Source organism: Roseovarius sp. S88 (genome assembly GCF_037023735.1).
In the GTDB taxonomy this organism is placed as follows: domain Bacteria; phylum Pseudomonadota; class Alphaproteobacteria; order Rhodobacterales; family Rhodobacteraceae; genus Roseovarius; species Roseovarius phycicola.
The window spans coordinates 351,011-375,304 of the sequence record NZ_CP146069.1 but is presented as its reverse complement, the minus strand read 5'-3'; the positions used below and the strand labels follow the sequence as shown (position 1 = coordinate 375,304).

The 24,294-nt window shown below is 56.5% G+C and carries 28 protein-coding genes; 15 read left to right on the top strand and 13 right to left on the bottom strand.

All coding sequences use genetic code 11. The annotated features are described in order from the left end of the window. The 8 genes from RZ517_RS01875 to RZ517_RS01840 all read right to left on the bottom strand — a co-directional run bounded on the left by RZ517_RS01875 (window position 1) and on the right by RZ517_RS01840 (window position 10,113). Window positions 1-2,958, bottom strand: coding sequence for a 2-oxoglutarate dehydrogenase E1 component (locus tag RZ517_RS01875; protein WP_338549803.1), 2,958 nt, complete (start codon window positions 2,956-2,958; stop codon window positions 1-3). Window positions 2,959-3,021: 63 nt separating this feature from the next. Continuing rightward, window positions 3,022-3,828 (bottom strand): hypothetical protein, encoded by an 807-nt coding sequence (locus RZ517_RS01870; protein ID WP_338549802.1) that lies wholly within the window; start codon window positions 3,826-3,828, stop codon window positions 3,022-3,024. Window positions 3,829-3,941: 113 nt separating this feature from the next. Continuing rightward, window positions 3,942-4,616, bottom strand: a complete 675-nt coding sequence (locus tag RZ517_RS01865) for a hypothetical protein (protein WP_338549801.1) — start codon at window positions 4,614-4,616, stop codon at window positions 3,942-3,944. Further along, the gene (gene sucD / locus RZ517_RS01860; protein ID WP_338549800.1) at window positions 4,616-5,497 is read right to left on the bottom strand and encodes a succinate--CoA ligase subunit alpha; all 882 of its coding nucleotides are present in this window, start codon (window positions 5,495-5,497) and stop codon (window positions 4,616-4,618) included. The genes RZ517_RS01865 and sucD overlap by 1 nt, the downstream gene beginning before the upstream one ends. 56 nt (window positions 5,498-5,553) lie before the next feature. After that, on the bottom strand, window positions 5,554-6,747 hold the full coding sequence (gene sucC / locus RZ517_RS01855) for an ADP-forming succinate--CoA ligase subunit beta (protein ID WP_338549799.1): 1,194 nt from the start codon (window positions 6,745-6,747) through the stop codon (window positions 5,554-5,556). Between the two features lie 222 nt (window positions 6,748-6,969). Then, entirely contained in the window at window positions 6,970-8,481 is a 1,512-nt protein-coding gene (locus RZ517_RS01850; RefSeq protein ID WP_338549798.1) for a hypothetical protein, read from the bottom strand. A 77-nt stretch (window positions 8,482-8,558) separates the two neighbouring features. Next, window positions 8,559-9,521, bottom strand: coding sequence for a malate dehydrogenase (gene mdh, locus RZ517_RS01845; RefSeq protein WP_338549797.1), 963 nt, complete (start codon window positions 9,519-9,521; stop codon window positions 8,559-8,561). Window positions 9,522-9,810: 289 nt separating this feature from the next. Beyond that, the gene (locus tag RZ517_RS01840; RefSeq protein WP_338549796.1) at window positions 9,811-10,113 is read right to left on the bottom strand and encodes a hypothetical protein; all 303 of its coding nucleotides are present in this window, start codon (window positions 10,111-10,113) and stop codon (window positions 9,811-9,813) included. 208 nt (window positions 10,114-10,321) lie between these two features. On the opposite strand from RZ517_RS01840, the gene RZ517_RS01835 reads away from it, so the two are divergent. From RZ517_RS01835 to RZ517_RS01790, 10 genes are all read left to right on the top strand, one after another. Further along, window positions 10,322-11,185 (top strand): HpcH/HpaI aldolase/citrate lyase family protein, encoded by an 864-nt coding sequence (locus RZ517_RS01835; RefSeq protein WP_317056268.1) that lies wholly within the window; start codon window positions 10,322-10,324, stop codon window positions 11,183-11,185. A 5-nt stretch (window positions 11,186-11,190) separates the two neighbouring features. Continuing rightward, window positions 11,191-11,739: an NnrU family protein gene (locus RZ517_RS01830; RefSeq protein ID WP_338549795.1), complete on the top strand. Its 549-nt coding sequence runs from the start codon at window positions 11,191-11,193 to the stop codon at window positions 11,737-11,739. A 4-nt stretch (window positions 11,740-11,743) separates the two neighbouring features. Continuing rightward, window positions 11,744-11,947 carry a DUF1737 domain-containing protein gene (locus RZ517_RS01825; RefSeq protein ID WP_317056270.1) on the top strand — a complete coding sequence of 68 codons (204 nt, stop codon included), beginning with the start codon at window positions 11,744-11,746 and terminating at the stop codon, window positions 11,945-11,947. Window positions 11,948-11,949: 2 nt separating this feature from the next. After that, window positions 11,950-12,981 (top strand): MaoC family dehydratase, encoded by a 1,032-nt coding sequence (locus RZ517_RS01820; protein WP_338549794.1) that lies wholly within the window; start codon window positions 11,950-11,952, stop codon window positions 12,979-12,981. A 45-nt stretch (window positions 12,982-13,026) separates the two neighbouring features. Beyond that, complete coding sequence (locus tag RZ517_RS01815; protein ID WP_338549793.1) at window positions 13,027-13,728, top strand: DUF1194 domain-containing protein; 702 nt, start codon at window positions 13,027-13,029, stop codon at window positions 13,726-13,728. Window positions 13,729-13,901: 173 nt separating this feature from the next. After that, on the top strand, window positions 13,902-14,285 hold the full coding sequence (sdhC, locus tag RZ517_RS01810; protein WP_338549792.1) for a succinate dehydrogenase, cytochrome b556 subunit: 384 nt from the start codon (window positions 13,902-13,904) through the stop codon (window positions 14,283-14,285). Window positions 14,286-14,295: 10 nt separating this feature from the next. Next, a complete protein-coding gene (gene sdhD, locus RZ517_RS01805) occupies window positions 14,296-14,667 on the top strand; it encodes a succinate dehydrogenase, hydrophobic membrane anchor protein (protein WP_338549791.1) in 372 nt (123 codons plus the stop codon). Between the two features lie 17 nt (window positions 14,668-14,684). Continuing rightward, entirely contained in the window at window positions 14,685-16,490 is a 1,806-nt protein-coding gene (sdhA, locus tag RZ517_RS01800; RefSeq protein ID WP_338549790.1) for a succinate dehydrogenase flavoprotein subunit, read from the top strand. Further along, window positions 16,490-16,807: a succinate dehydrogenase gene (locus RZ517_RS01795; RefSeq protein ID WP_338549789.1), complete on the top strand. Its 318-nt coding sequence runs from the start codon at window positions 16,490-16,492 to the stop codon at window positions 16,805-16,807. The genes sdhA and RZ517_RS01795 overlap by 1 nt, the downstream gene beginning before the upstream one ends. A gap of 13 nt (window positions 16,808-16,820) precedes the next feature. Next, window positions 16,821-17,600: a succinate dehydrogenase iron-sulfur subunit gene (locus tag RZ517_RS01790; protein ID WP_338549788.1), complete on the top strand. Its 780-nt coding sequence runs from the start codon at window positions 16,821-16,823 to the stop codon at window positions 17,598-17,600. Here RZ517_RS01790 and RZ517_RS01785 read toward each other — a convergent pair. Further along, window positions 17,597-18,043, bottom strand: coding sequence for a MarR family winged helix-turn-helix transcriptional regulator (locus tag RZ517_RS01785; RefSeq protein ID WP_338549787.1), 447 nt, complete (start codon window positions 18,041-18,043; stop codon window positions 17,597-17,599). The genes RZ517_RS01790 and RZ517_RS01785 overlap by 4 nt on opposite strands. 136 nt (window positions 18,044-18,179) lie before the next feature. Between RZ517_RS01785 and creD the strand changes: the two genes are divergently transcribed. From creD to RZ517_RS01760, 5 genes are all read left to right on the top strand, one after another. Then, window positions 18,180-19,607 (top strand): cell envelope integrity protein CreD, encoded by a 1,428-nt coding sequence (gene creD / locus RZ517_RS01780; RefSeq protein WP_338549785.1) that lies wholly within the window; start codon window positions 18,180-18,182, stop codon window positions 19,605-19,607. Between the two features lie 258 nt (window positions 19,608-19,865). After that, window positions 19,866-20,831: a D-cysteine desulfhydrase family protein gene (locus tag RZ517_RS01775; protein ID WP_338549783.1), complete on the top strand. Its 966-nt coding sequence runs from the start codon at window positions 19,866-19,868 to the stop codon at window positions 20,829-20,831. Further along, the gene (locus RZ517_RS01770) at window positions 20,828-21,031 is read left to right on the top strand and encodes a hypothetical protein (protein WP_338549782.1); all 204 of its coding nucleotides are present in this window, start codon (window positions 20,828-20,830) and stop codon (window positions 21,029-21,031) included. Before RZ517_RS01775 ends, RZ517_RS01770 begins: the two co-directional genes overlap by 4 nt. Window positions 21,032-21,038: 7 nt before the next feature. Beyond that, on the top strand, window positions 21,039-21,881 hold the full coding sequence (locus tag RZ517_RS01765) for an urea carboxylase-associated family protein (RefSeq protein WP_338549781.1): 843 nt from the start codon (window positions 21,039-21,041) through the stop codon (window positions 21,879-21,881). Window positions 21,882-21,898: 17 nt separating this feature from the next. Next, on the top strand, window positions 21,899-22,540 hold the full coding sequence (locus RZ517_RS01760; protein ID WP_338549780.1) for a class I SAM-dependent DNA methyltransferase: 642 nt from the start codon (window positions 21,899-21,901) through the stop codon (window positions 22,538-22,540). A 3-nt stretch (window positions 22,541-22,543) separates the two neighbouring features. Here RZ517_RS01760 and RZ517_RS01755 read toward each other — a convergent pair whose 3' ends face one another. The 4 genes from RZ517_RS01755 to pgsA form a co-directional block, all read right to left on the bottom strand. Further along, window positions 22,544-22,834, bottom strand: coding sequence for an SCP2 sterol-binding domain-containing protein (locus RZ517_RS01755; RefSeq protein WP_338549779.1), 291 nt, complete (start codon window positions 22,832-22,834; stop codon window positions 22,544-22,546). Between the two features lie 74 nt (window positions 22,835-22,908). Further along, window positions 22,909-23,352, bottom strand: coding sequence for a molybdenum cofactor biosynthesis protein MoaE (locus tag RZ517_RS01750; RefSeq protein ID WP_338549778.1), 444 nt, complete (start codon window positions 23,350-23,352; stop codon window positions 22,909-22,911). A 5-nt stretch (window positions 23,353-23,357) separates the two neighbouring features. Continuing rightward, entirely contained in the window at window positions 23,358-23,603 is a 246-nt protein-coding gene (moaD, locus tag RZ517_RS01745; protein ID WP_338549777.1) for a molybdopterin converting factor subunit 1, read from the bottom strand. A gap of 3 nt (window positions 23,604-23,606) precedes the next feature. Continuing rightward, complete coding sequence (gene pgsA, locus RZ517_RS01740) at window positions 23,607-24,266, bottom strand: CDP-diacylglycerol--glycerol-3-phosphate 3-phosphatidyltransferase (protein ID WP_338549776.1); 660 nt, start codon at window positions 24,264-24,266, stop codon at window positions 23,607-23,609. Window positions 24,267-24,294 lie beyond the last annotated feature (28 nt).

The following is a 24,294-nucleotide window of genomic DNA, read 5'->3' as shown; positions in this document are numbered from 1 at the left end:
TTATCCTTCGATGGTCAGCGCGGCATCAACCAGCGCCTCTTGTTGTGCTTTGTGTTGGCTGGCAAGCCCCGTGGCCGGAGAGGCCGAGGCCGGGCGACCGGCATAGGTCGGGCGGGTATGCTTGGCCTTGATGCGCTGCAGCACCCATTCGATGTTGGGTTCGATAAAGCTCCAGGCGCCCTGGTTCTTCGGCTCTTCCTGACACCAGACCATTTCGGCGCCTTTAAAGCGTTCCAACTCCTTGACCATCGAGATGGCCGGGAAGGGATAGAACTGCTCAACACGCATCAGATAGACGTCATCCAATCCTCGCGCATCACGCTCTTCCAACAGGTCATAGTACACCTTGCCCGAACACATCACGACGCGGCGGATTTTGGTGTCGGGCTTCAGTTTGAGGTCCGAGTTGCCATGTTGCGCGTCATCCCAGAGAACCCGGTGAAAGCTTGATCCGGTAACGAAGTCTTCGGTTTTGGAGATGCACAACTTGTGACGCAAGAGCGACTTGGGCGTCATCAGGATGAGCGGCTTGCGGAACGTGCGGTGCAACTGGCGGCGCAGGATGTGGAAGTAGTTCGACGGAGTCGAGCAATTGGCCACAATCCAGTTGTCCTGACCGCACATTTGCAGGAAACGCTCCAAGCGGGCCGAGCTGTGTTCCGGCCCCTGCCCCTCAAATCCGTGCGGCAGAAGGCAGACAAGCCCCGACATGCGCAGCCATTTGCTCTCGCCTGAACTGATGAATTGGTCAAACATGATCTGCGCGCCATTGGCGAAATCACCAAACTGCGCCTCCCACATAACAAGCGCATTGGGTTCCGAGAGCGTATAGCCATACTCAAACCCAAGCACGGCATATTCCGAGAGCATCGAGTCGATGACATCGTAATGCGCCTGTCCTTTGCGGATGTGATTGAGCGGGTAGTATCGCTCTTCGGTGTCTTGGTTGATCAACCCGGAATGGCGTTGCGAGAAGGTGCCGCGGGTACAGTCTTGACCGGCGAGGCGCACCGGGTAGCCTTCGGTCAGCAATGAGCCAAAGGCCAGAGCTTCTGCCGTGGCCCAGTCGAAGCCTTCCCCAGTTTTGAACATGTTGGCCTTGGTTTCGAGCAGACGCGCGACGGTTTTGTGCAGTGGAAAGTCCTTGGGTGCGGTGGTCAGTGCCTTGCCGATTTCAGTGAAGGTCTTTTTCTTTATGGAGGTCGCGCCGCGTTGGTAGTCTTCATCCTTGCGGTCAAGATGAGACCATTTGCCATCCAGCCAATCGGCCTTGTTCGGACGGAATTCCTTCCCGGCTTCAAACTCATCCGCGAGATAGGACTGAAACGCGGCCTTCATGTCCTCAATCTCACCTTCGGGGATCAAACCGTCTTTGACCAACCGTTCGGTGTAGAGCGCCAGAGTTGTCTTCTGCGTCTTGATCTTTTTGTACATGACAGGGTTGGTGAACATCGGTTCATCCCCCTCGTTATGGCCAAAGCGGCGATAACAGATCATGTCGATCACTACGTCTTTCTTAAACTTCTGGCGGAATTCGGTGGCGACGCGGGCTGCGTGCACCACGGCCTCGGGGTCATCGCCATTGACGTGGAAAATCGGCGCTTCGACCATAAGCGCGATGTCAGTTGGATAGGGCGACGAGCGCGAGAAGTGGGGTGCGGTGGTGAAGCCGATTTGGTTATTCACGACGATATGCATCGTGCCACCGGTTTTATGGCCGCGCAGACCCGATAGACCGAAGCCTTCGGCGACCACACCTTGCCCGGCGAACGCAGCATCACCATGCAACAGGATACCCATAACAGACGTGCGGTCCGTATCGTTCATCTGGTCCTGCTTGGCGCGCACTTTGCCGAGAACCACAGGGTTCACCGCCTCAAGATGTGACGGGTTTGCGGTCAGACTGAGATGCACGGAGTTGCCGTCAAACTCGCGGTCTGAGGATGCGCCGAGGTGATACTTCACATCGCCGGAGCCATCCACATCCTCGGGCTTAAAGCTGCCGCCCTGAAACTCGTTGAAGATCGCGCGATAGGGCTTGCCCATCACATTGGCCAGCACCGACAGACGCCCCCGGTGGGGCATGCCGATGACGATGTCTTTTACACCCAGTTGGCCACCGCGTTTGATGATCTGTTCCATCGCGGGAATGAGGCTCTCGCCGCCATCAAGACCAAACCGCTTGGTGCCCATGTATTTGACATGCAGGTATTTTTCGAACCCTTCGGCCTCTACCAGCTTGTTCAGGATCGCCTTGCGCCCTTCACGGGTAAAGCTGATCTCCTTGTCATAGCCTTCGATGCGTTCCTTAAGCCAAGCCGATTCAACCGGATCGGAAATATGCATGTATTGCAGCGCAAACGTGCCGCAATAGGTGCGCTTGACGATGGCCAGAATTTCGCGGATGGACGCGACCTGAAGGCCTAGCACGTTATCGATAAAAATAGGCCGGTCCATATCGGCCTCTGTGAAGCCATAGGACCGCGGATCAAGCTCGGGCCGCGCAGGTGTTTCACGCAGGCCCAGCGGGTCAAGGTCCGCCGCCAGATGGCCGCGGATGCGGTAAGCGCGGATCAGCATGAGGGCGCGAACACTGTCCAGCACGGCACGTTTGATGGCCTCATCCGAGACCTCAACACCGGTCTCTGCGGCCTTGGCCTTGATCTTTTCGCCGGCCTTTTTGGCCTCAACCTCGGGCGGATACTCGCCCGTCAAAGCACCGGTCAGTTCGTCCTGCGGCTGCGGCGGCCAGTCGGCGCGCGCCCAGCTTGGCCCTGCTGCCTCGCGCTTGACCTCAACTTCCCCATCCCCGAGCTGCGCGAAAAAGGCCTGCCAGGCTTCATCCACAGCATTGGGATCATTTGCGTAGCGCGCGTAGAGCTGCTCCAGATACTCCGCATTATGCCCCTGCATGAAAGACGAGGCGTGAAACTGGTCGTTTGGAGATTGGTCGGTCATTCTTCGACTATCCTTGGATTTGCGGGATTTGCGTTGAGCGCGGGAAGCAAATGTTTCATGCGCTCAAATCCTACGAGATTCGACAGTAAGGGTTTGCAGAAACTCAGGGCTTTCCCCACGAAGCTTTTCAAAAGTACTTTGCATGAAGTCGTTAAAGACAAAGCTCGTGAAACGCTGCGAGCCATTTGATTTGTCCTTTAAAGACAATCGTTTTTCGTTGAAAAAATTTGAGTATTGTTTGGAGTTAGTGTCTGGGTGGTTTAACACTCGCGACTTCAACCAAGTTGGTGCAGGAGATGTAAAAATGATATCGCACTTAGTATTAAACTCTCCCCCAAAAGCTAATATTATTATTTCTCCGTTATAGAATATATCTCCAGCTGCATCGAATTGCCCGGCCGCTGTTTTCCGGTGAACTTTCAAAGCTACGGGGGTTAAAGCGTTCGAAGTGGGTTTGCCCCGGTTCTTATACATTTTTTGATAGTCTTGTGGTGTTGGTGCCCATGCTTCGGGGTTTGTAAAGGTAAGTCTGCTTCCATTGGTCAAGTCGTCCACTACAAGACTGGTTATTGTGTGGAAGTCTGCAAAAAGACTGATGGCAAAGGGCAAGTCTTCTTCTTTGAGTGGCGAAAAACCTGCTGCTTTAAAAACTCCATAGAATTCATCTTTGCTTTTGTAACTTGACGTACATGCGTCCAACCAAAGGCGGCTGGTATCAGCAATTGCCGCTGTTTTTGTCCCCATCAAAGCTAATGTTGTTGCGATGGCGAAACATGCGACCCTAGAAAAACTGGTGAATATGGCGACCCCGTTCCGGCTCCCAGAAGAGGCTGAGGGTTCCGCTAAGATGCTTGCAAGAGAGGTATTCATATCTGCTCCAGATACTCCGCATTATGCCCCTGCATGAAAGACGAGGCGTGGAATTGGTCGTTGGGAGATTGGTCGGTCATGTGTCTTTCCCCTGCTGACAGACGCGCAACGCGTCAGGGCCTGATGCCCCATTGTGAAACGATGGCATCGTCACCCAGAGCCGCTTTGGCTCCGTCCTTGGGGCGCAACTGCCGGAAGAAAATGAAAGGTTCGTCCTGTCCGTTTGGCGTTGAAATCGCGTCGGTCAGAAACTCTTGTTCGAAGGACTGATCCGGATCTTTGATGCCCGCAACGTCGTCGAACTCTCCAGCACGTAACGGGCCGTGATCCAAACTGGCGATATGGGTAAATCCGCAATGCTCAGGTTCAACGACAGAGGTGATCACAAAGAATGTGTCATCCTCTGGAAAAACGTAAATCTGCTGTCCGTCATCCGCGTCTTCGACCATTGCGGCGATGATACCAGTAAAGATTTCAACCGCATTGGCGTGCAAGGCGGGGTTGGGGGCCTCACCTGTTTGAGCATAGGTGGTCAGGCGCTCTGCATATGTCAGTTGCGCCCCCACGCGATCAACATGAGCATCGGTGAGATATTCGAAACCGGCAGATGCCAGATTGGCGTCGAAGTCTTCCGGCGCAGCATCGGTACAGGCCGCGATGGCCTTGCTGGCGATTTTGTTCCATTCGCCCGCTTGGGCGGATGAGGCCGCCACAATGAAAGCCGCACCCAGAAATGCCAGGGTCGCGTGCCGGGCTGAAGCCCGACCTACGGCTTTCATCTGGGACATTAGCCAATCGCCTCCAGAACGGCCTCACCAAGACCTGCGGGGGACTCAGAGACCACAATCCCAGCCGCGCGCATGGCTTCGATCTTATCATCCGCGCCGCCTTTGCCGCCGGCGACAATCGCACCGGCATGGCCCATGCGACGGCCCGGAGGGGCGGTGCGGCCTGCGATGAAACCGGCCGTGGGCTTCCAGCGGCCTTTCTTTTTCTCGTCGATCAGGAACTGTGCGGCCTCTTCTTCGGCGGAGCCGCCGATTTCGCCGATCATGATGATGCTTTGCGTTTCATCATCGGCCAGGAACCATTCCAGCACATCGATATGCTCGGTGCCCTTGATGGGGTCGCCGCCGATACCCACGCAGGTCGACTGACCCAGGCCCACATCGGAGGTCTGTTTCACCGCCTCATAGGTGAGCGTGCCGGAGCGCGAGACCACGCCGCAGGATCCACGTTTGTGGATGTGGCCGGGCATGATGCCGATCTTGCAGGCATCGGGCGTGATGATACCCGGACAGTTGGGGCCGATGAGTTTCGACGTGCTGTCCATCAGCGCGCGTTTGACGCGCAGCATGTCGAGGACCGGAATGCCTTCGGTGATGCACACAATGAGCGGCATCTCAGCATCAATGGCCTCAAGGATGGAATCGGCGGCAAAAGGGGGTGGTACATAGATCACGGACGCATTTGCTCCGGTTTCATGCATCGCTTCATGAACAGAGTTGTAAACTGGCAGATCAAGATGCGTCTGCCCGCCTTTGCCGGGGGTGACGCCGCCCACCATCTTGGTGCCATAGGCGATGGCCTGTTCCGAGTGGAAAGTCCCTTGTGAGCCGGTGAGACCCTGACAGATGACTTTGGTGTTTTCGTCTACGAGGACTGCCATTTGGCGTTCTCCTTAATTCTTTTCGTGGGGAAGGTGGGTTGGCACCCACCCTACGATTATCCTTTGACCGCCTTCACGATCTTCTCAGCACCATCCTTGAGGTTGTCGGCGGCGATCACATCCACATCGGAATTGTTGATGATGTCCTTGCCCTTCTCAACATTCGTGCCCTCCAGCCGGACGACGAGCGGGACCTTGAGGCCCACCTCTTTCACGGCGGCCACGACGCCCTCTGCGATCACGTCACAGCGCATGATGCCGCCGAAGATGTTGACGAGAATGCCTTTGACCTGCGGGTCCGAGGTGATGATCTTGAATGCCTCGGTCACCTTGTCCTTGGTCGCACCGCCTCCCACGTCAAGGAAGTTGGCCGGCTCTGATCCGTAAAGCTTGATGATGTCCATCGTCGCCATGGCGAGGCCTGCGCCGTTCACCATGCAGCCGATTTCGCCATCCAGTGCGATATAGTTGAGGTCATATTTCGACGCCTCAAGCTCTTTTGGGTCTTCTTCAGTCACGTCGCGCAGCTCGGCGATGTCGGCGTGGCGGTAGACAGCGTTGCTGTCAAAGCCCATCTTGGCGTCGAGGCACTTGAGGTCGCCGCCCGTGGTCAGGATCAGCGGGTTGATCTCCAGCATCTCCATGTCTTTTTCGAGGAACATCTTGTAGAGCGTGCCCATCAGCTTGACGCATTGCTTCACCGCGCCGCCGGTGAGTTCGAGCATGAAGGCAATGCGGCGGCCGTGAAAGGCCTGATAGCCGGTGGCTGGATCAACACTGAAGCTAAGGATTTTCTCCGGCGTGCTTTCGGCCACTTCTTCGATGTCCATGCCGCCCTCTGTGGAACAAACGAACGAGATGCGCGATGTGCCGCGATCCACGAGCAGGGCAAGGTAGAATTCTTTGTCGATGCCAGCGCCGTCTTCGATATAGACGCGGTTCACCTGCTTGCCCGCCGGGCCGGTCTGTTTGGTGACCAATGTGCGGCCCAGCATGTGCTTGGCCTCTTCGGCAGCTTCACTCACGGATTTGGCGATACGCACGCCACCTGCACTTCCGGCTTCGGGTTCCTTGAATGTCCCCTTGCCGCGACCGCCTGCATGGATCTGTGCCTTGACGACCCAAACTGGACCATCGAGCTCTCCGGCGGCGGTCTTGGCTTCTTCTGCGCGCAGCACAACGCGGCCATCAGAGACCGGCGCACCGTAAGAGCGCAGCAAGGATTTCGCCTGGTATTCGTGAATGTTCATCGCACAATCCCGTCTTGGTGTGTTTCCCTCTCGGTATAGACACGGATTTGGACGGACTTAAGTGCTTTGTCGTCGGTTTATGGGTTTTGCGGCCAAATAATAACTTTTGTGATCACAGCATTAAAAACTGTGATCACAAATTAACAAATATGAAGCTAGGAGCGAATCAATGCGCAGTTTCAAGCCTCTGCTTGATACGATGGCAACATCAGCATGTGACCCTTAGTTGAAGAAGATCGCAAATCCACCAGGGTTTCCATTGGTCAAACGTTGAAACGCATTCCAACTTTGCGCGGTGAGCCGCGGCCCCTTGGCGGCATAGCGATACGCACCAATGCCATGCACCCATTCGAGCAAGGACAATGGGCTGGGATCTTCAACATAGGCTGGAATACTGATGCCGTGACCGGGTGGCAAAAGCGGGTGCGTGATCAGCAGATCGCCTTTCAGCACCGCCTCGATATCCGCCAGGATCGCTTGCCAGGCCTCGGGCGCACCATCAGGGATTTCAACCGGCAAGGCCGAAGTCTGGGTCTCGTTGGGAATCCATTCGCGCTCATTGTCAGTCTCTTCGGCCAGCCGCGTCCAAAACACCCGGTTTTGTGCAATCATGCCCATCCAGTTGTCGCGCACAGCCCGGATATGATCGGCATCTGGCTGCTGATCCAGTGACCGGATCAGGACATAGATGAAATCAATCGTCTCGGCCTGCTGTGCCGCCATCCTCTGCATGTCACCAACCGCTTCGGGTTGTTTGGCCTCGATGGCGCGCTTTTCGTTACGGATAAACTGAAGGCTGCGGCGCAGATCGCTCAATTCCCTGCCCATGGCTCTGGTTTCTTCCTGCATGGCATCAGCCGTCTCCTGAAGTGCATCTTTTTCAGCACCGTCAGGCTTTTCTCGTATTTCATTGTAAAGCGTGCGGTACGCGTCGTTCTTGGCGTTGAAACTTTCCTGTAGCGCCTCCGTTTCAGCCTTTATCTCTGCCTCTTCTGCCTCCAACGCCGCGAGTTCTTCTTCCAGTTGCGCCTGATCGTAGATGTTCGGAATCTCTGGTGCGTTGCCCAGCGCCGTGCGTTCGGCTTCCAGTTTTTGGAAAACCGGTTCGGGATCAAAGGCCAGATAGAGGTGCCCAAAGCCTGACAACATATGAGTGTAGGCGGCCAACCAGGCATGATCTGCGGCATCAAAACGTACACTGATGGGCGTGTCTTTCGCCTCTGACTGAGAGAATTCACGATAGGCCCGCCCGCCAATCACCAATGCCCCCAAAAGCTCGGTGACGTTTTCAGACCGTGCGCGCTGTCCGTTACCATCCACATCGAACCACAGATCTTGCAGCGTCAGATCAAAGGCAGGCGCATCGTCGACTGAAGTCAGCGTTGTGCGAGCCATCTCCATATCTTCGACAAACTGACGCATGATTTCCGAGAGCGTGCCAGTGTCAGACGGCTTGGGTTTCGGATTCGGTGTCAGCGCACCCTGAATGCGCAGAACCGGAAGCATCGGCACACGCTGCCCGATCCCGTACTCGTATCGTGTTTGCAGGGTTTTTTCGACAGCGCGAAGAGTCTGCAACATCCCCAATTCGAAGGTGTTCGCGTTGGGGTCTGCGGACAACCGTTCAATCGTTGAGGCCAACCCGTCTTCGGCCAATGACTGCGCCTGTAGGGGAAGTGCGGTGGCACTCAACAGCGAAAACGCCGCCGCACCGAGAAGGAAAAATCGTTTCAAAAAATCAACTCCTGAAATGAAAAACGCGCGGGTCTGAGGCCCGCGCGTTCCAGCTTAAACTTGTCTAGGGAAGAGGATCAAGCGAGTGAGCTGTCGATCCCTTTGCAGGCTTCTACCAAGCCTTGAACGGCTTTGACGGAAGCGTCGAACATCTCTTGCTCTTCCTTGTTGAGCTTGATGTTTACGATCCGCTCAACCCCGCCTGCGCCGATAACGGTCGGGACACCGACATACATGCCTTTGAGGCCCAGGTCGCCATCGCAATAAGCGGCACAGGGCAGAACGCGCTTTTGGTCCTTGAGATAGGCTTCGGCCATTTCAATCGCGGATGTGGCGGGTGCATAGAAAGCAGAGCCGGTCTTCAGCAGGCCTACGATTTCAGCACCGCCGTCGCGGGTGCGTTGCACAATCGCGTCGAGCTTTTCTTGCGTGGTCCAGCCCATCGCAACCAAGTCTGGCAGAGGGATACCGGCCACTGTGGAGTAGCGCACGGAAGGCACCATTGTGTCGCCATGTCCGCCCAGAACGAAGGCGGTGACGTCTTTCATGGAGACGTTGAACTCTTCGGCGAGGAAGTGGCGGAAACGGGCGCTGTCGAGCACACCGGCCATGCCGCAGACTTTTTCATGAGGCAGGCCTGAGAATTCACGCAGGGCCCAAACCATCGCGTCGAGCGGGTTGGTGATGCAGATCACAAATGCATTCGGCGCGTGATCGCGGATGCCTTCGCCCACGGATTTCATGACTTTGAGGTTGATGCCCAGGAGGTCATCGCGGCTCATGCCCGGCTTGCGCGGCACACCGGCGGTGACGATGCAAACATCCGCGCCAGCGATGTCGGCATAGCTTTGAGTGCCGCTCAATGATGCGTCAAAGCCCTCTGACGGGCCGGATTCTGCGATGTCGAGCGCTTTGCCCTCTGGAATGCCTTCGGCAATGTCGAACAAAACGACATCACCAAGTTCTTTCAGAGCTGCAAGATGGGCAAGCGTGCCGCCGATTTGTCCTGCGCCGATAAGGGCGATCTTGGGTCTGGCCATTGGAATGGTCTCCGGTCGGTTGGAATGTTGCGACACGGCCTAGTCGCAATCGCCGTCTGGCGCAAGTGCGCTGCAATGCAGCAGAGCGGAAATTGATCGAACTTAAAATCCGACAATACCAAAAACTATGTGCACAACAGTGGCTTGACCCAACTTGACCACTCAGGACTGCAAGACTGGGCAAAACGGCATCCGTGCCAAGAAACGACCGGCAATCAATTCGGACGCACAGGCGATTCTTGCATGCCATCAACCGCTGCTTGATCGCTCATCTTGCGATTTTGCGTCGCTACGCATCGTTGTCATCAACCGGGAGCACCTCGGCCAGTTCTTCAAACGCCTGGCCACTGGCCACCATGCAGGTCATGCCATGGACAGAAGTCACTGTTATCGTCCATGTGCCAGTCTCTTCGGAGGCGAACACCTCAACCACCGCATTGTTTGCACCGAGACCCATAGATTGCCGTGATTCGCCGTACTTCTTGGCCAGGTTTTCTATGACCATCTCACGCGGAGCGCAGTTTGAGGCAGCGGACGGGCCGGCCAGGCAGACCGCAATCGCGGCCGTCGTCATCTTCGCATATAGCTTCATCTTTCTCGCCTTTCTAAGCTTGGTCCCTGCCTTTTGATTGGTTCAAAGCGTGCTTTCATGGCTACCAAAACAAGGTTAATGCGACGTTCGCCTCGCTTATCTTTCGTATGTTTCTGCACTGCGGCGGGAAAATCCTTGAACTTTTCAGGCAAAAAATGGCAATGCTGCGCAAGAAAATTTCTATCGACTTTGGAAAGGAGCCGTTTGAATGGACCTTCAGACGCACCCCTATCGTTCTGTACTTTATATCCCTGGCTCCAAGGAACGTGCGCTTGAGAAGGCGCGCAGCCTGCCGACAGATGCGATCATCTTTGATCTGGAGGATGCCGTGGCCCCCGATGCCAAGGCCGAGGCCCGACAGACACTGGCGCAGGCTCTCAGCGATGGCGGCTATGGCAATCGGGTCAAAGTGGTGCGGATCAACGCCCTGACCACCGAGTGGGGCTTTGAAGATGTACGTGTTTTGGGCAACGCCGGAGCCGACATCATTCTACTGCCTAAGGTGAACAACTACTCCGATGTTGATAGCCTCGCCGATATGGTTGGACCAGATATGCCGATCTGGACGATGATGGAGACGCCTGCGAGCGTGTTTAACGCACGTGAGATTGCTGCGCATCGCCAAGTAACAGGCCTGATTACCGGAACCAACGACCTGACCAAGGAATTGGGGTGCCGCTACCGGCCGGACCGCATGCCTCTTTTGTCATCCTTGCAAATGATCGTGATGGCCGCACGTGCGGCGCGCGGCGTTGTGGCAATTGATGGTGTTTACAACCGGTTTCGGGACGGGGATGGATTGAAAGCGGAATGCGAACACGGCCGAGATCTGGGCTTTGATGGCAAGACGCTCATTCACCCAGCACAGATTGAAGTAACCAACACCGCGTTTGCGCCAACGCAGTCGGAAATCGACCTTGCCAAGCGCCAGATCGAAGCCTTCGAAGAAAGCCAGCGGCAGGGACAGGGCGTGGCCGTTGTGGACGGTCAGATCGTAGAAAACCTACACGTGGTTGCGGCCCAGCGCATTCTGGCCAAATCGGAAGCAATTGCCGAAATGGCAGCGGAGTAAGCGACATGATCTATCTCATTCTTGGTCTTGTTCTTTGGAGTGGCGCACATCTTCTGAAGCGTCTTGCGCCGGGCCTGCGCGCAGTTTTGGGGGAAGGACCAGGCAAGGGGATTGTCGCTGTCACGTTGCTCATCAGTATTTGGCTCATGAGCAAAGGCTATGGTATGGCCGATGGCGCAGTTTTCTGGGGGCGCAGTCCAGCACTTGTTGGCATCAACAATCTGCTCATGCTTTTTTCGGTCTATATGTTTGCCGCATCAGGTATGAAGACCGCTCTGGCACGCCGGATGCGTCACCCGATGTTGGGCGCGGTCAAGGTTTGGGCACTGGCGCATATTCTGGTGAACGGGGACGGTCCATCTTTCATTCTCTTTGGCGGCCTTCTGGCTTGGGCTGTGGTCCAGATGATCGTGATCAACAAAGCGCAACCTGAATGGACCCGCCCCGATCCTGTTCCGCAGAGCAAGGAACTGATGACGCTTGGCGGCACCGTTGTGGTCTTTGCCGTGATTGCAGGGATACATTACTGGCTTGGCTATCCGGCCTTTGGGTAAACGCATGAAACTCTATCGGTTCCTCTCGGCAGACGACACATCCGACTTTTGTCACAAGGTCACTGAAGCCCTGAACAAAGGATGGGAGCTTTATGGCGACCCGACTTACGCGTTCGACGCAGCAAACGGGGTAATGCGCTGCGGACAAGCGGTCGTCAAAGAGGTCGACGGCACTTACGACGCAGACGTCAAACTTGGAGAACACTGAACATGGTCAAGACCAACCCGGGCCGGTTTTTCGAAGACTACACCGTCGGCGAGACCATTCATCATGCCGTGCCTCGTACGGTATCGGGCGGAGAACGCGCGCTTTATCACGCGCTCTATCCTGCGCGGCATGCGCTCTATTCATCCGATGAGTTCGCCCGCGCCTGCGGCCTGCTTGCAAGTCCACTGGATGATATCGCAGCGTTTCACGTGGTCTTCGGAAAGACTGTTCCCGATATTTCACTCAATGCAATTGCCAATCTTGGGTATGCTGAAGGACGGTGGCTGAAACCGATCTATCCGGGCGATACGCTACGTTCGTCATCGGAGGTGATCGGCCTCAAGCAGAATTCGAATGGTAAATCCGGGGTTGTCTGGGTTCGCACAAAGGGCACGAACCAGCGTGATGAGGTGGTGCTTGATTATGTGCGCTGGGTCATGGTGCGTAAACGCAATGTCGATGCACGCTCGCCCGACACATTCATTCCCGAGTTAAAACCGGCGCTGGAAGTAGGGGATCTGGTGGTGCCCGAGGGGCTTACTTTCGACAACTACGATTATACCCTCGCCGGAGAACCACATCGCTGGAGCGACTATGACATCGGTGAAACCATCGACCACGTAGATGGTGTGACAGTCGAAGAAGCCGAACACATGATGGCCACGCGTCTTTGGCAGAACACGGCGAAGGTCCATTTTGATGCGACTCTCCGCGAAGATGGCCAACGGCTCATCTATGGCGGTCATGTTATCTCCATGGCCCGAACGTTGAGCTTTAACGGCCTCGCAAATGCGCAGATCGTCGCTGGATTGAATGCCGGGGCGCATGCAAATCCCTGCTATAGCGGTGATACGATCAAGGCCTGGTCAGAAGTACTGGACAAAGCTGAAACCAACATACCAGGCGTCGGCGCCTTACGTCTGCGATTGGTGGCGACCAAGGGTGGTGCGCCTTTCACGCTGAAAGGCGAGGATGGCAAGTACCTGCCGCACGTGATGCTAGATCTGGATTACTGGGCGCTGATGCCAATGTGATCGCACGCGTGCGTTCCAGACTGGTCAAGTCGAGCGCGTCTTGCCATGCTTATCCAAATGGCATGGCGTGTTTCTCTTTTTGTCTTCCTGTTGTGTGCCGCACTTCGCGCGCGCGCCTGTGAAATCGCACTTGTGCTGGCCGTGGATGTCTCTGGGTCGGTGGACAACAACGAGTACCGCATCCAGATGCAGGGGCTAGCCGACGGGCTGCGCGACGCATCCGTATCCGAAGCGCTTGTGGCCCAGGAGGCCGCAGTTATGGTTTTGCAATGGACAGGGTCTTCGCGACAACGGGCTGTCACGCCCTGGACGCGGATGACTGATTTTGACGTGTTGGAGGGATTTGCCACCCGAGTGGAGACAGCACCTCGTGTTTGGCGGAACTTTTCCACTGCCATCGGCGAAGCTCTTGCCTTTGCCAGCGCGCAATTTGCAGATGTGCCGAACTGCGAGCGTTGGGTTATCGACATTTCCGGCGATGGATCATCCAATGAAGGCGTAGATCCAAAGGATGTGCACAACGTACTGAGCATATCGAACATTGTCGTAAATGCGCTTGTCATTGAAGGCGCCGAACCTCAGATCACAGAATATTTCTGGGAAAACGTTATCCTTGGCAACGGCGCATTTGTGATCACAGCAAACAGCTTTGAGGACTATCCCAACCGCATGCAGCGCAAGCTTCTAAGAGAGGTGACGAAACAGATTTCAGAGCGGCGGCCCGATTCTAGGAATCCCAATTTGTGATCACTGAAAATACAATGTGATCACAATTGACCGAATTGCGACCAAATGCCTGCAGATTCGACGGATTCAGGGTTTGCACTAGCAGCATATGGTTGGATAAAAAGACACGTGCGGTGGCAAAGCTGTATGTCAACGGGACATGCATGCCACCTCCAGAATAGAAGGAAGGGTTCATGGCTGATGTCAATCGCGGCAATCGTCCGCTTTCGCCGCACCTGTCAATCTACCGGCCCCAGCTCACATCCATAACGTCGATCCTCACGCGCATCACAGGAAATGCCTTGTTGGTCGCGGCGCTGCTGATCGTGTGGTGGTTCCTGGCCGCGGCCACATCGGCAGAATACTTCGCGGTGGCCAATGCGGTGGTGACAGGCTGGTTCGGGGACCTGGTTATGTTCCTGTCACTCTGGGCGTTGTGGTACCACACCCTCGCCGGTGTGCGTCATCTCATCTGGGACAACGCGATGATGCTTGAAATTGAGACCGCTGAGAAACTCGGTTGGGGCATCATCGGCGGCTCAGTGGTCCTGACCATCCTGACAGCTCTTATCGTGTAAGGGAACCGGCATGAGATATCTGACTGACCGCAAACGTGCCGTAGGAATGGGTGCCGCCAAGTCCGGCGTACATCACTTTTGGTCGATGAAAGTACAAAGCGTGGCGCTGCTTATCCTCATCCCGCTTTTCATCTTCACTTTCGGCGCAACGTTGGGCGGAACTTATGAAGAGGTGACCGCCTATTTCGCCCGACCCTTCCCGGCAATCGTGGCGGCGCTTACAATCATTGTAGGCTTCAAACATTTTTCGGATGGTGCACAGGTTCTCATCGAAGATTACGTGCACGGCACAGCCCAGAAAATCACCATCATTCTCGTCACCTGCCTCAGCTACGGCGCCATGGCCACAGGCCTGTTCGCCATCGCACGGCTGGCACTTTGAGACCGGAGTAATCACGTATGGCAGCTTACGATTATGAAACGCATGACTATGACGTTGTGGTGGTGGGTGCAGGCGGTGCAGGCTTGCGTGCCACGCTCGGCATGGCCGAGCAGGGTCTGCGCACTGCATGTATCACCAAGGTCTTTCCAACCCGCTCTCACACTGTAGCAGCGCAGGGTGGCATTGCGGCCAGCCTGGGCAACATGGGTCCCGATAGTTGGCAGTGGCATATGTATGACACTGTTAAAGGTTCCGACTGGCTGGGCGATACCGATGCGATGGAATACCTCGCTCGCGAAGCGCCCAAAGCCGTCTATGAACTGGAGCACTACGGCGTGCCGTTTTCGCGCACAGAAGAGGGCAAAATCTATCAGCGCCCCTTTGGCGGCCACACCACGGAATTTGGTGAAGGCCCTGCGGTGCAACGCACCTGTGCGGCGGCGGACCGGACGGGTCATGCGATCCTGCACACGCTTTATGGTCAAAGCCTGAAGAACAATGCTGAGTTCTACATCGAGTATTTCGCCATTGATCTGATCATGGGCGATGATGGCGTCTGCACCGGCGTGGTGTGCTGGAAGCTCGACGATGGCTCGATCCATGTTTTTAACTCTAAGATGGTCGTTCTGGCCACCGGTGGCTATGGCCGCGCCTATTTCAGTGCGACCTCGGCGCATACCTGTACCGGCGATGGCGGCGGGATGGTGGCGCGCGCAGGACTGCCACTTCAGGACATGGAATTCGTTCAGTTCCACCCGACAGGCATCTATGGCTCTGGCACTTTGATCACCGAGGGCGCGCGTGGTGAGGGCGGGTATCTCACCAACTCCGAAGGTGAGCGGTTTATGGAGCGCTATGCGCCCAATTACAAAGACCTCGCACCTCGCGATTACGTATCGCGCTGCATGACGATGGAAATCCGAGAAGGGCGCGGTGTCGGCGAAGGTGGCGATCACATTCATCTAAACCTGAGTCACCTGCCGCCGGAGGCGTTGAAACTTCGGCTCCCAGGCATCTCGGAATCAGCCAAGATTTTCGCCGGTGTCGATGTCACCAAGCAACCCATTCCAGTCCTGCCGACTGTGCACTACAACATGGGCGGCATTCCGACGAATTACTGGGGCGAGGTGCTCAATCCTTCCAAGAAGGACCCAACCGCGGTTGTGCCTGGTCTTATGGCTGTGGGCGAAGCGGGATGTGCTTCGGTGCATGGCGCGAACCGGCTTGGTTCCAACTCTCTTATTGATCTCGTTGTATTTGGCCGTGCCTCCGCCATTCGGGCTGGCAAGGTCGTGGATCGCGAAACTGCGGTGCCCGACACCAATACAAGCCAGGTTGACAAAGCGCTCGATAGATTTGACGGGTTGCGGCATGCCGATGGCGCCGTGCCAACTGCGGACCTGCGGCTCGAAATGCAGCGTACGATGCAGGCCGACGCGGCGGTGTTCCGCACCTCCAAAACACTGTCAGACGGCGTTCAGAAAATGGACGCGATCGCTGCCAAGATGGATGACATCAAGGTCACCGACCGCAGCCTTGTGTGGAACAGCGACCTGATGGAAACGCTCGAGTTGACCAACCTGATGCCCAACGCACTGGCGACCATTGCCGGCGCCGAGGCGCGCAAAGAAAGCCGTGGCGCGCATGCACATGAGGATTTCAGCACGCGGGACGACAAAAAATGGCGTGTGCACACTGTGGCGCGCGTTGATGGTAAGACGGTCGACCTCAGTTACCGCCCCATTATCGAAGACCCGCTCACCACCGAGGCCGAAGGTGGCATCAGCCTTAAGAAAATTGCCCCTAAGGAACGGACCTTCTGATGCGTGCGGTACTTGCCTTTACGGTTATCGTTCTCGCAGGGTGTACGGCCGCAAATGACGCCGCGGATGCCCTGGCGCGCAATCAGGCCAAAACTGTGGTCAATGAAGTGATGCAGGCGCGGTTTCCCGGCCTTAACATCGCGCCCATTACCGATTGCGTGATTGACGCCGCCTCGGCCGGAGAGATCCTGGGCCTTGCGCGCGCCTCGGTGACAGAGATCACGACTGAGACGGCGGAGACAGTCATCGAAATTTCGACCCGCCAGGAGGCGGTTCAGTGTTACGCGGAAAATGGCCTGACCCTTTTGGGCGGCTGATCGGAGAAAAGCTATGGTTCAACTGACCCTGCCAAAGAATTCCCGGATCACGACGGGCAAAACCTGGCCCAAGCCAGAGGGCGCGACGAATGTCCGCAAGTTTCAGATTTACCGCTGGAACCAGGAAGACGGCAAAAACCCGTCAGTAGACACCTATTTCCTCGATATGGACAAATGCGGCCCGATGGTTCTGGACGCGCTGATCAAGATCAAGAACGAGATTGATCCCACGCTGACCTTCCGCCGCTCTTGCCGCGAGGGGATTTGCGGCTCATGTGCGATGAATATCGACGGCATCAACACGCTGGCCTGTATCTACGGTCTGGATGAGATCAAGGGGGATGTAAAGATTTATCCACTGCCGCACATGCCTGTGGTCCGCGATCTGATCCCGGACCTGACACACTTCTATGCACAACACGCGTCCATCATGCCGTGGCTTGAGACCAAGACAAACCGCCCGGCCAAGGAATGGAAGCAGTCCATTGAAGACCGTGAAAAGCTCGATGGATTGTATGAATGCGTGATGTGCGCGTCCTGCTCAACCTCGTGCCCGAGCTATTGGTGGAACGGCGACAAGTACCTTGGACCAGCCGCTCTCTTGCATGCCTATCGCTGGATCATCGACAGCCGGGATGAGGCGACGGGTGAACGGTTGGATGATCTGGAAGATCCCTTCAAGCTCTACCGCTGTCACACGATCATGAACTGCGCCAAGACGTGCCCCAAAGGGTTGAACCCGGCCAAGGCGATTGCGGAAATCAAAAAGATGATGCTGGAGCGTGCGGTTTAATCCGCCGCGTCCGCCGTGTCATCAAGCAGCCCCAAAAGCCGTGTCATGCGCATCAATTGACCTGGCCGGGCGCGTGGTCCAAAGAAATCGACCAGACTTGCGTCGCGCACCCGCTTCATGCGGATATGTGTCTCGGCACCGCTCTGTGTAACCTTCAGCAGCTTTGACCGCTGATCGCCGGGGTTGGCCACACGCGCAACGAGCCCGTCTTTCTCCATACGGTCCAGCAAACGCGACACGCCGTATTGTGGCATCAGGAGAGCTGTTTCCAGTGCTTTGGCCGTCAGCTGCGTCTCGCTTTCAACCAGCGCGTTAAGCGCATCAAAAACATCAAGCGCGGGAAGGTTCGCAGACTTTAGCGCACTCTCCAGTGCGTCCCGTGCCTGGCTATATCCCCGCGACAGGGCATACCACATCGCTTCTTGTTGAGGCAGGTTACTCATACGCAAAGTCTACATGCAGGTGCATGATCACACAAGGCCCCTAATCTGCGCAAAAACTGCGCAAAATCATGGCAATGCACTGCACGCAACTGGGCCAAAATGGACAGCATCGGAACAGTTGAGACAGGAGTTATCCATGCACCGATCCGCCGGGCTTCGCTTTATCATCGTGGGGCTATTGGTCCTGCTCATGACCATCCCCGTTTTCTTTGTCGGCGCCATTATCGACAGTCGCGCTGACTATAACCGCCTAACCATAAGCTCGGTCGGCCATGAATGGGGTGGGGCGCAAAAGCTATCCGGCCCCGTTCTGATCATCCCTGTGGAAGAAACCGTAACCGTACGCGAAAAGAGTGAAGTAGTTGACCCGCTAACCGGCGAGCAAAAGCTCGACGCCAAGGACAGGCCGGTCTTTCAATTCAAGACTGTGACCAAAACATTGCGCCGTGCCCCGGTCTATATCCTGCCGGATAAACTCGACATCGAAATTGAAAAAACGACACAGGAACGCAGCCGCGGCATTTTCACAGTTCCGGTCTACACCTCAAAGTCCGACATGGCCTTTGATTTCCCGGCAGAAGATGCAGAGAGCGTTCTGCGTGGCGAAGAAGTGCTTTTGTGGGACAAGGCCGAGCTGCGGATCAATGTCAGCTCCAACCGCGCTTTGCGTGGCGAAACGCGGCTTCTGGCGGATGGGCGCAGTTTGGCTATGGAACCAGCGGCCAGCGACAATCGTTGGGTCGGTGGTGTACGTGCAGCCACGGGCGATCCCAGGGCGATCAAGGCTTATACGCTCAAGCTTGGGTTTAACGGTGCCGAAGCTGTTTCATTTGCACCAGTTGGACGCGAAACACGGGTGGTGATGCGCTCGGACTGGCCCCATCCGGAATTCCAAGGCGCGTTCCTTCCGGACACGCGCGAAATTACAGATACCGGGTTCACTGCAGAATGGGTGATCCCGCATCTTGCTCGTGCCCTGCCACAGATCAGCCGTGAAGATCAGGATGAACTTGCCCGCAACGAGACCAGCTTTGGCGTCGGCCTCTACCGTCCCAATGACTTTTACCAAAAAGCATATCGCGCCGCACGCTACGGTGTGCTGTTTATAGGGCTGACCTTCCTCACGATCTACCTTGTTGAGGGTCAGACCAAGCGCCCGACCCATCCGGTGCAATACATCCTGATTGGCTTGGCGCAGTCGACCTTTTTCCTGTTGATGCTGGCGCTATCAGAACAAGTAGGGTTCGCTTTGGCCTATCTCCTTGCCGGAGGTGCCACGGTGGGTTTGGTGACTGCCTTTGCGGCAACCGCGCTCAAACTGGGCAAACGGACTTTGGTTGTCGCAGTCTTGCTCGCTGTGCTCTATGGCGTACTCTACCTCATCCTGCGCAGCGCAGATTATGCCCTTCTGGCGGGATCCATTCTGCTCTTTGCGGCCATCGCAGGCACCATGTTCGCGACCCGCAATGAGAACTGGTATGGCGAGCCACGCGAAGGTCCGCGCCGCGGATGGTTCCGCCGGGCAGAGCCAAAAACACCGGACGCACCTGCGCCCGCAAGCTGACGCATATATCCTTGCAATCTTCTTCGAGCCGGGCCTAAAGGTCCGGCTCACTGCCGATTGGCACGTCGCGCAAATGAAAAAATGGATCATCTCGCTGTATGATGTAATCAGACAGGCTTCGCTCAAAGTCTTCGTTTGAACCTTTGGATGAGGTCACGCGGCCTTCGGTCTGACCCGCAGATTGACAAATCGTCTCTGTCCGGGTGCTAGTAAGGCATGACTTTACATGACCACCTGAAACGATTTCCACGCGCTCGGATGGGACATCTCCCCACCCCGCTTGAACCGATGCCAAACCTTGGCAAATCCGTTGGCATCGACCTTTGGGTCAAGCGCGACGACTGCACCGGCGTGGGTCTGGGCGGCAACAAGGTGCGGCAGTTGGAGTTCTATCTCGGCAAGGCACAAGCCGAAGGGGCCACGCAAGTTCTGATCACCGGGGCGATACAGTCGAATTTCGTACGCACTGCGGCGGCGATGGCCGCGCGTCTTGGCATGGGGTGCCACATACAGCTGGAAGACCGTGTACCAGGCAAAAACGAGACATATCGCGAGAATGGCAATGTGCTTCTGGACCGGCTGCTAGGCGCGACACTGCACAGCTATCCCGAAGGCGAGGATGAAGCAGGAGCAGACGCGCAACTACGGGTGATCGCAGAAGACTTGCGCCATGCCGGTGAACACCCCTTCATTGTTCCACTCTCAGCGGATCAACCACCCACCGGAGCATTGGGCTACGTGGAGGCGGCAATTGAATTGTTGTCACAGGCCGAGCAATTCGACGAGATTTTCCTGGCGTCCGGCTCTGCCATTACCCATTGCGGCCTGCTCTTTGGACTACGCGCGCTCGGCGACAAAACCCCAGTGACCGGTATTTGCGTGCGCCGAAACGCAGATGTGCAAACGGATCGTGTCACGAGACGCATACAAGATCTGGCTGAACTGACGGGCATGGAAAACCCGGTGACGCCCAAAGATATCTGCCTCGACGACAGCGCCTTTGAGCCCGGCTATGGCCAGCTTTCCGACCCATTGGTGTCCGCCTTGCAACTCACTGCACGCACCGAAGGGCTGATCCTCGATCCAGTCTACACGGGAAAGGTCATGGCCGGGCTGCTCGCTCAGAAAGATCGACTGGCCGGAAAGCGCATCCTGTTCTGGCATACAGGCGGGCAGCCGGCGCTCTTTGCCTATGCTGACCTATTGGACGCCAAGCTAACATGATCGTCGTTGTTGGGCTGATCATAGCCTTTATCCTGATTGTTCTTTTCGCCAACCGCCAGACGCGCTCGTGCCGATGGCGGGCGGTGCGTTCAGGTGATGAGGACGGCCAAAGCCTTTATCGCTGTGCCGCCTGCCGTGCTGAGGTCTTTACATCCGATGGCAAAGTGCCGTCAGATTGCCAGGCGTTTTCCAAAAGGTGATCCGCTCATGACCCAACCCTCCGATGCCGATGCGCGCCGCGCCGTCAAACCGGTGATCTGCTATCCCAATGACACACTGCCTAAGCCTGATCTGGCGCTTTACCAGGCTGCACGCGACGGGGCCACGAAGATTGATGAGGTCATCGCGCCGCCGCGTGAGGCGGCCTGTTTTCGTGCTGCGGCTGGTCAGTTCTTTCGCATCACCAGTGTCGAAGGCCCTCAGGTGGGCGACCTGAACCTATGGAATGCCAACGATCTGAGTGAACGGTTCTACTCCGGCAAAAGCCGCGCCTTGCACGGCGCGCACCTGACCACCGGCGAACGCATGTGGTCGAGCTTTCCGCACCTGCGCCCCATGGCAACGATCACCGAGGACACTCTAGGCTGGTACGGCATCGACGCCTATGGCGGCTCAGTGCATGACGTCATCGGCACACGCTGCGATCCCTACACAGGGAACCTGCTGGCCGGATCGCAGTATCACCATTGCTGTCATTCCAACCTCACGCGGGCCTTGGCGGATGAGTTGGGCGTGTCTTTGTCCGAGGCCGAGCCACATGTGCATGACGTCCTCAACGTTTTCATGTGCACCGGCTTCACCCGCGACACGGGCCAGTATTTCATGAAGTCGAGTCCCGTGCGACCCGGCGATTACATCGAGTTCTTCGCCGAAATTGACATCCTCGGCGCGCTCAGCGCCTGTCCTGGCGGTGATTGTTCGTCTGAACATTCCAGCGACACAGCGGCATGCTATCCTCTCAAGGTCGAGGTGTTTGCCCCGCAAGCTGGCGCGCTGGATGAATGGCAGAGGCCAGATGTCAACGGCTATGACCGCAGCCACGGGCGCTAAAGCGAAAGGACATTTCGATGGGACAGGAAGAACTCCCCGACAATCAAGCCGACCGCGTGGATTGGGTCATCCGCGCGCCCGACAACCAGGAACTGCGCCGTCGTTACGATATCTGGGCTGCACAATATGACGGCGATGTCGGATCGGTGGACGACTATCTTGCGCCACTAGAACTGGCCAAAACAGCAACCCGGCATCTCACACCCGACATGCGTATCATCGACGCAGGTGCCGGCACCGGGCTGGTGGGTGAAGCCCTTCACCACGAAGGGTTCAAACACCTCACTGCGCTGGATTTCTCCGAAAACATGCTGGGAATAGCTCGCACCAAGGGCATCTACACCGCACTGCACCAATGCGATCTGAGTCAGCAAACAGCGTTAGATGCCGATTGTGCCGATGCGCTTGTCAGTTGTGGGACCACCACACAAGTTCCCTATGCCAGCCTGCGGGAATACGCCCGGCTGGTGCGGCCCGGCGGCAAAATCATCTTTGCAGCGGTTCAGGGCACATGGGACGAATTTGGTTATGCCGATGTGCTGACTGAGTTGGAGTCCGCAGGCAAACTGCGCGTCACCGAGCGCGGCAAACCCTTTCAGATGATGCCAACAACCGAGCCGCAATTCATTTGCGAGATTTGGGTGATGGACGTGTCCTAACGTTCATTCCGTGAGGATCGCACTCACTTTCAGTGCCCGCTGGGTATTGCCCTCAACTTTCAGCTTGCCAGACATAAAGGCCATGACCGGGTTTTGGTCCCCCGAAAGAATATTCCGAAACACCTCGTCACTGGCGATGAGCACCACATCCGCCTCGCCGTCACCTTCCCGCGCGCCTGCTTCATCGAGCATCACCGAGCCTTCCCCAGTGATCAAGAGCTTCGCAGTCCCACGAATGGTCCCCTTGGCTTTTGGATCCAGTTTTTCGACATATTCGTCAACAACAGCACTCATCTCGGCGGGTCCTTTGGTCTGGATATGGGTTTGGTCTGACGCCGGGCTGCGCACGGGTCAACGCAAACCTTACGTCAGTCCCAGCGCGTCAGCGCATCTTCGTCTTCATCCTTTGCCGCCACCCAGTCTTCTCCAGAGCCGGTGACTTCTTTCTTCCAGAACGGCGCGCGCGACTTCAGGTAATCCATCAGGAATTCCGCCGCGGCAAACGCATCCACCCGATGCGGGGCCGAGGTGGCCACCATCATGATCAGGTCATCCGCCCTAAGCGCACCATGGCGGTGAATGACCAGAGCATCCCCAAGCGACCAGCGCGTCTTGGCCTCTTGAGCGATCTTGGTCAGCGCCTTTTCGGTCATGCCCGGATAATGCTCGATCTGCATCACATCGAGACCCTCGGCGAGGTCGCGCACAATACCGGTAAAGCTGACAACGGCACCCATGCCGGTCTGCCGTGCGGCAAATCTATTCAGTTCTGCGCCCAGATCAAACTCAACATCCTGAACGCGCACGTCCATGTGTCTCAGCCTCCGGTCATGGGCGGAAAGAATGCGACCTCGCGCACCCCGGACAAGGGCGTATCAAAGTCGGCAAGTTCCTGATCGACGGCCACGCGCAACGCATCAAGATCGGCAAAGGCCGCTTCATAGCGCGGCTCACGCGCACGCAATTCTTCTACCAGCTCACGCACCGTCGCAGCACCGGTATCTACTATGTCCTTGGGTTGACCGATCCGCTCGCGCACCCAGGCAAAGTAAAGCACATCCATCGCTCAATCCTTCAGATACGGCACCGACTTGCGGAAATAGTCGATCCCGGAAATCAGCGTCATGGCTGCGGCCAGCCACAACAGCCACAGCCCTGCATGTCCAGATATGATCATCCCCTGAAACTTCCAGCGCAGACTAAAGAGATCCTCTTCGCGCCCCTCCAGAATATCGACCACAATCTGCTCATCCATACCCAGCGATGACATCCCAAAATAGTGCTCAAACACACCTTGCGCAAACAGCACGGCAATCGCGATCATCTGGAACGTTGTCTTCCACTTGGCCAGTTTCGTCACCTTGAGTGTACCCGCCGTGTCGCCCAGATATTCACGCAAGCCAGAGACAAACACCTCGCGAAACAGAATGACCGTCGCAGGCAGCACCAGCCAGGGTGACATGGATGAGTAGCCGAGGATCACGGCCAACGCGATGACAACCATCGCTTTGTCGGCGATGGGGTCGAGCATCGTGCCGAGCTTCGTCGTCTGTTTCCAAAGCCGCGCCAGATAGCCATCAAACCAATCGGTGATGGCTGCACTGATAAACAGCACAAGCGCAAACCAATCCGCCCAAGGGCGGTTAAAGTACAGGAACATCACCGCCACCATTGGCGCCGCCAACAGGCGCAGCAAAGTCAGCACATTTGGAATGTTCCACGTCATACCAAACTTAGTAGACCCAAGCGCCAGA

Coding starts and splice junctions, on each gene's coding strand:
- RZ517_RS01870 (WP_338549802.1), bottom strand. CDS start 3,828: ATGAATACCTCTCTTGCAAGCATCTTAGCGGAACCCTCAGCCTCTTCT.
- RZ517_RS01820 (WP_338549794.1), top strand. CDS start 11,950: ATGGTCAAGACCAACCCGGGCCGGTTTTTCGAAGACTACACCGTCGGC.
- RZ517_RS01770 (WP_338549782.1), top strand. CDS start 20,828: ATGATCGTCGTTGTTGGGCTGATCATAGCCTTTATCCTGATTGTTCTT.
- RZ517_RS01755 (WP_338549779.1), bottom strand. CDS start 22,834: ATGAGTGCTGTTGTTGACGAATATGTCGAAAAACTGGATCCAAAAGCC.
- moaD (WP_338549777.1), bottom strand. CDS start 23,603: ATGGATGTGCTTTACTTTGCCTGGGTGCGCGAGCGGATCGGTCAACCC.
- RZ517_RS01765 (WP_338549781.1), top strand. CDS start 21,039: ATGACCCAACCCTCCGATGCCGATGCGCGCCGCGCCGTCAAACCGGTG.
- RZ517_RS01760 (WP_338549780.1), top strand. CDS start 21,899: ATGGGACAGGAAGAACTCCCCGACAATCAAGCCGACCGCGTGGATTGG.
- RZ517_RS01830 (WP_338549795.1), top strand. CDS start 11,191: ATGATCTATCTCATTCTTGGTCTTGTTCTTTGGAGTGGCGCACATCTT.
- sdhD (WP_338549791.1), top strand. CDS start 14,296: ATGAGATATCTGACTGACCGCAAACGTGCCGTAGGAATGGGTGCCGCC.
- RZ517_RS01825 (WP_317056270.1), top strand. CDS start 11,744: ATGAAACTCTATCGGTTCCTCTCGGCAGACGACACATCCGACTTTTGT.
- RZ517_RS01875 (WP_338549803.1), bottom strand. CDS start 2,958: ATGACCGACCAATCTCCAAACGACCAGTTTCACGCCTCGTCTTTCATG.
- sdhC (WP_338549792.1), top strand. CDS start 13,902: ATGGCTGATGTCAATCGCGGCAATCGTCCGCTTTCGCCGCACCTGTCA.
- sucC (WP_338549799.1), bottom strand. CDS start 6,747: ATGAACATTCACGAATACCAGGCGAAATCCTTGCTGCGCTCTTACGGT.
- RZ517_RS01750 (WP_338549778.1), bottom strand. CDS start 23,352: ATGGACGTGCGCGTTCAGGATGTTGAGTTTGATCTGGGCGCAGAACTG.
- RZ517_RS01785 (WP_338549787.1), bottom strand. CDS start 18,043: ATGAGTAACCTGCCTCAACAAGAAGCGATGTGGTATGCCCTGTCGCGG.
- pgsA (WP_338549776.1), bottom strand. CDS start 24,266: ATGACGTGGAACATTCCAAATGTGCTGACTTTGCTGCGCCTGTTGGCG.
- RZ517_RS01775 (WP_338549783.1), top strand. CDS start 19,866: ATGGGACATCTCCCCACCCCGCTTGAACCGATGCCAAACCTTGGCAAA.
- creD (WP_338549785.1), top strand. CDS start 18,180: ATGCACCGATCCGCCGGGCTTCGCTTTATCATCGTGGGGCTATTGGTC.
- RZ517_RS01790 (WP_338549788.1), top strand. CDS start 16,821: ATGGTTCAACTGACCCTGCCAAAGAATTCCCGGATCACGACGGGCAAA.
- sdhA (WP_338549790.1), top strand. CDS start 14,685: ATGGCAGCTTACGATTATGAAACGCATGACTATGACGTTGTGGTGGTG.
- mdh (WP_338549797.1), bottom strand. CDS start 9,521: ATGGCCAGACCCAAGATCGCCCTTATCGGCGCAGGACAAATCGGCGGC.
- sucD (WP_338549800.1), bottom strand. CDS start 5,497: ATGGCAGTCCTCGTAGACGAAAACACCAAAGTCATCTGTCAGGGTCTC.
- RZ517_RS01835 (WP_317056268.1), top strand. CDS start 10,322: ATGGACCTTCAGACGCACCCCTATCGTTCTGTACTTTATATCCCTGGC.
- RZ517_RS01840 (WP_338549796.1), bottom strand. CDS start 10,113: ATGAAGCTATATGCGAAGATGACGACGGCCGCGATTGCGGTCTGCCTG.
- RZ517_RS01815 (WP_338549793.1), top strand. CDS start 13,027: ATGCTTATCCAAATGGCATGGCGTGTTTCTCTTTTTGTCTTCCTGTTG.
- RZ517_RS01865 (WP_338549801.1), bottom strand. CDS start 4,616: ATGTCCCAGATGAAAGCCGTAGGTCGGGCTTCAGCCCGGCACGCGACC.
- RZ517_RS01795 (WP_338549789.1), top strand. CDS start 16,490: ATGCGTGCGGTACTTGCCTTTACGGTTATCGTTCTCGCAGGGTGTACG.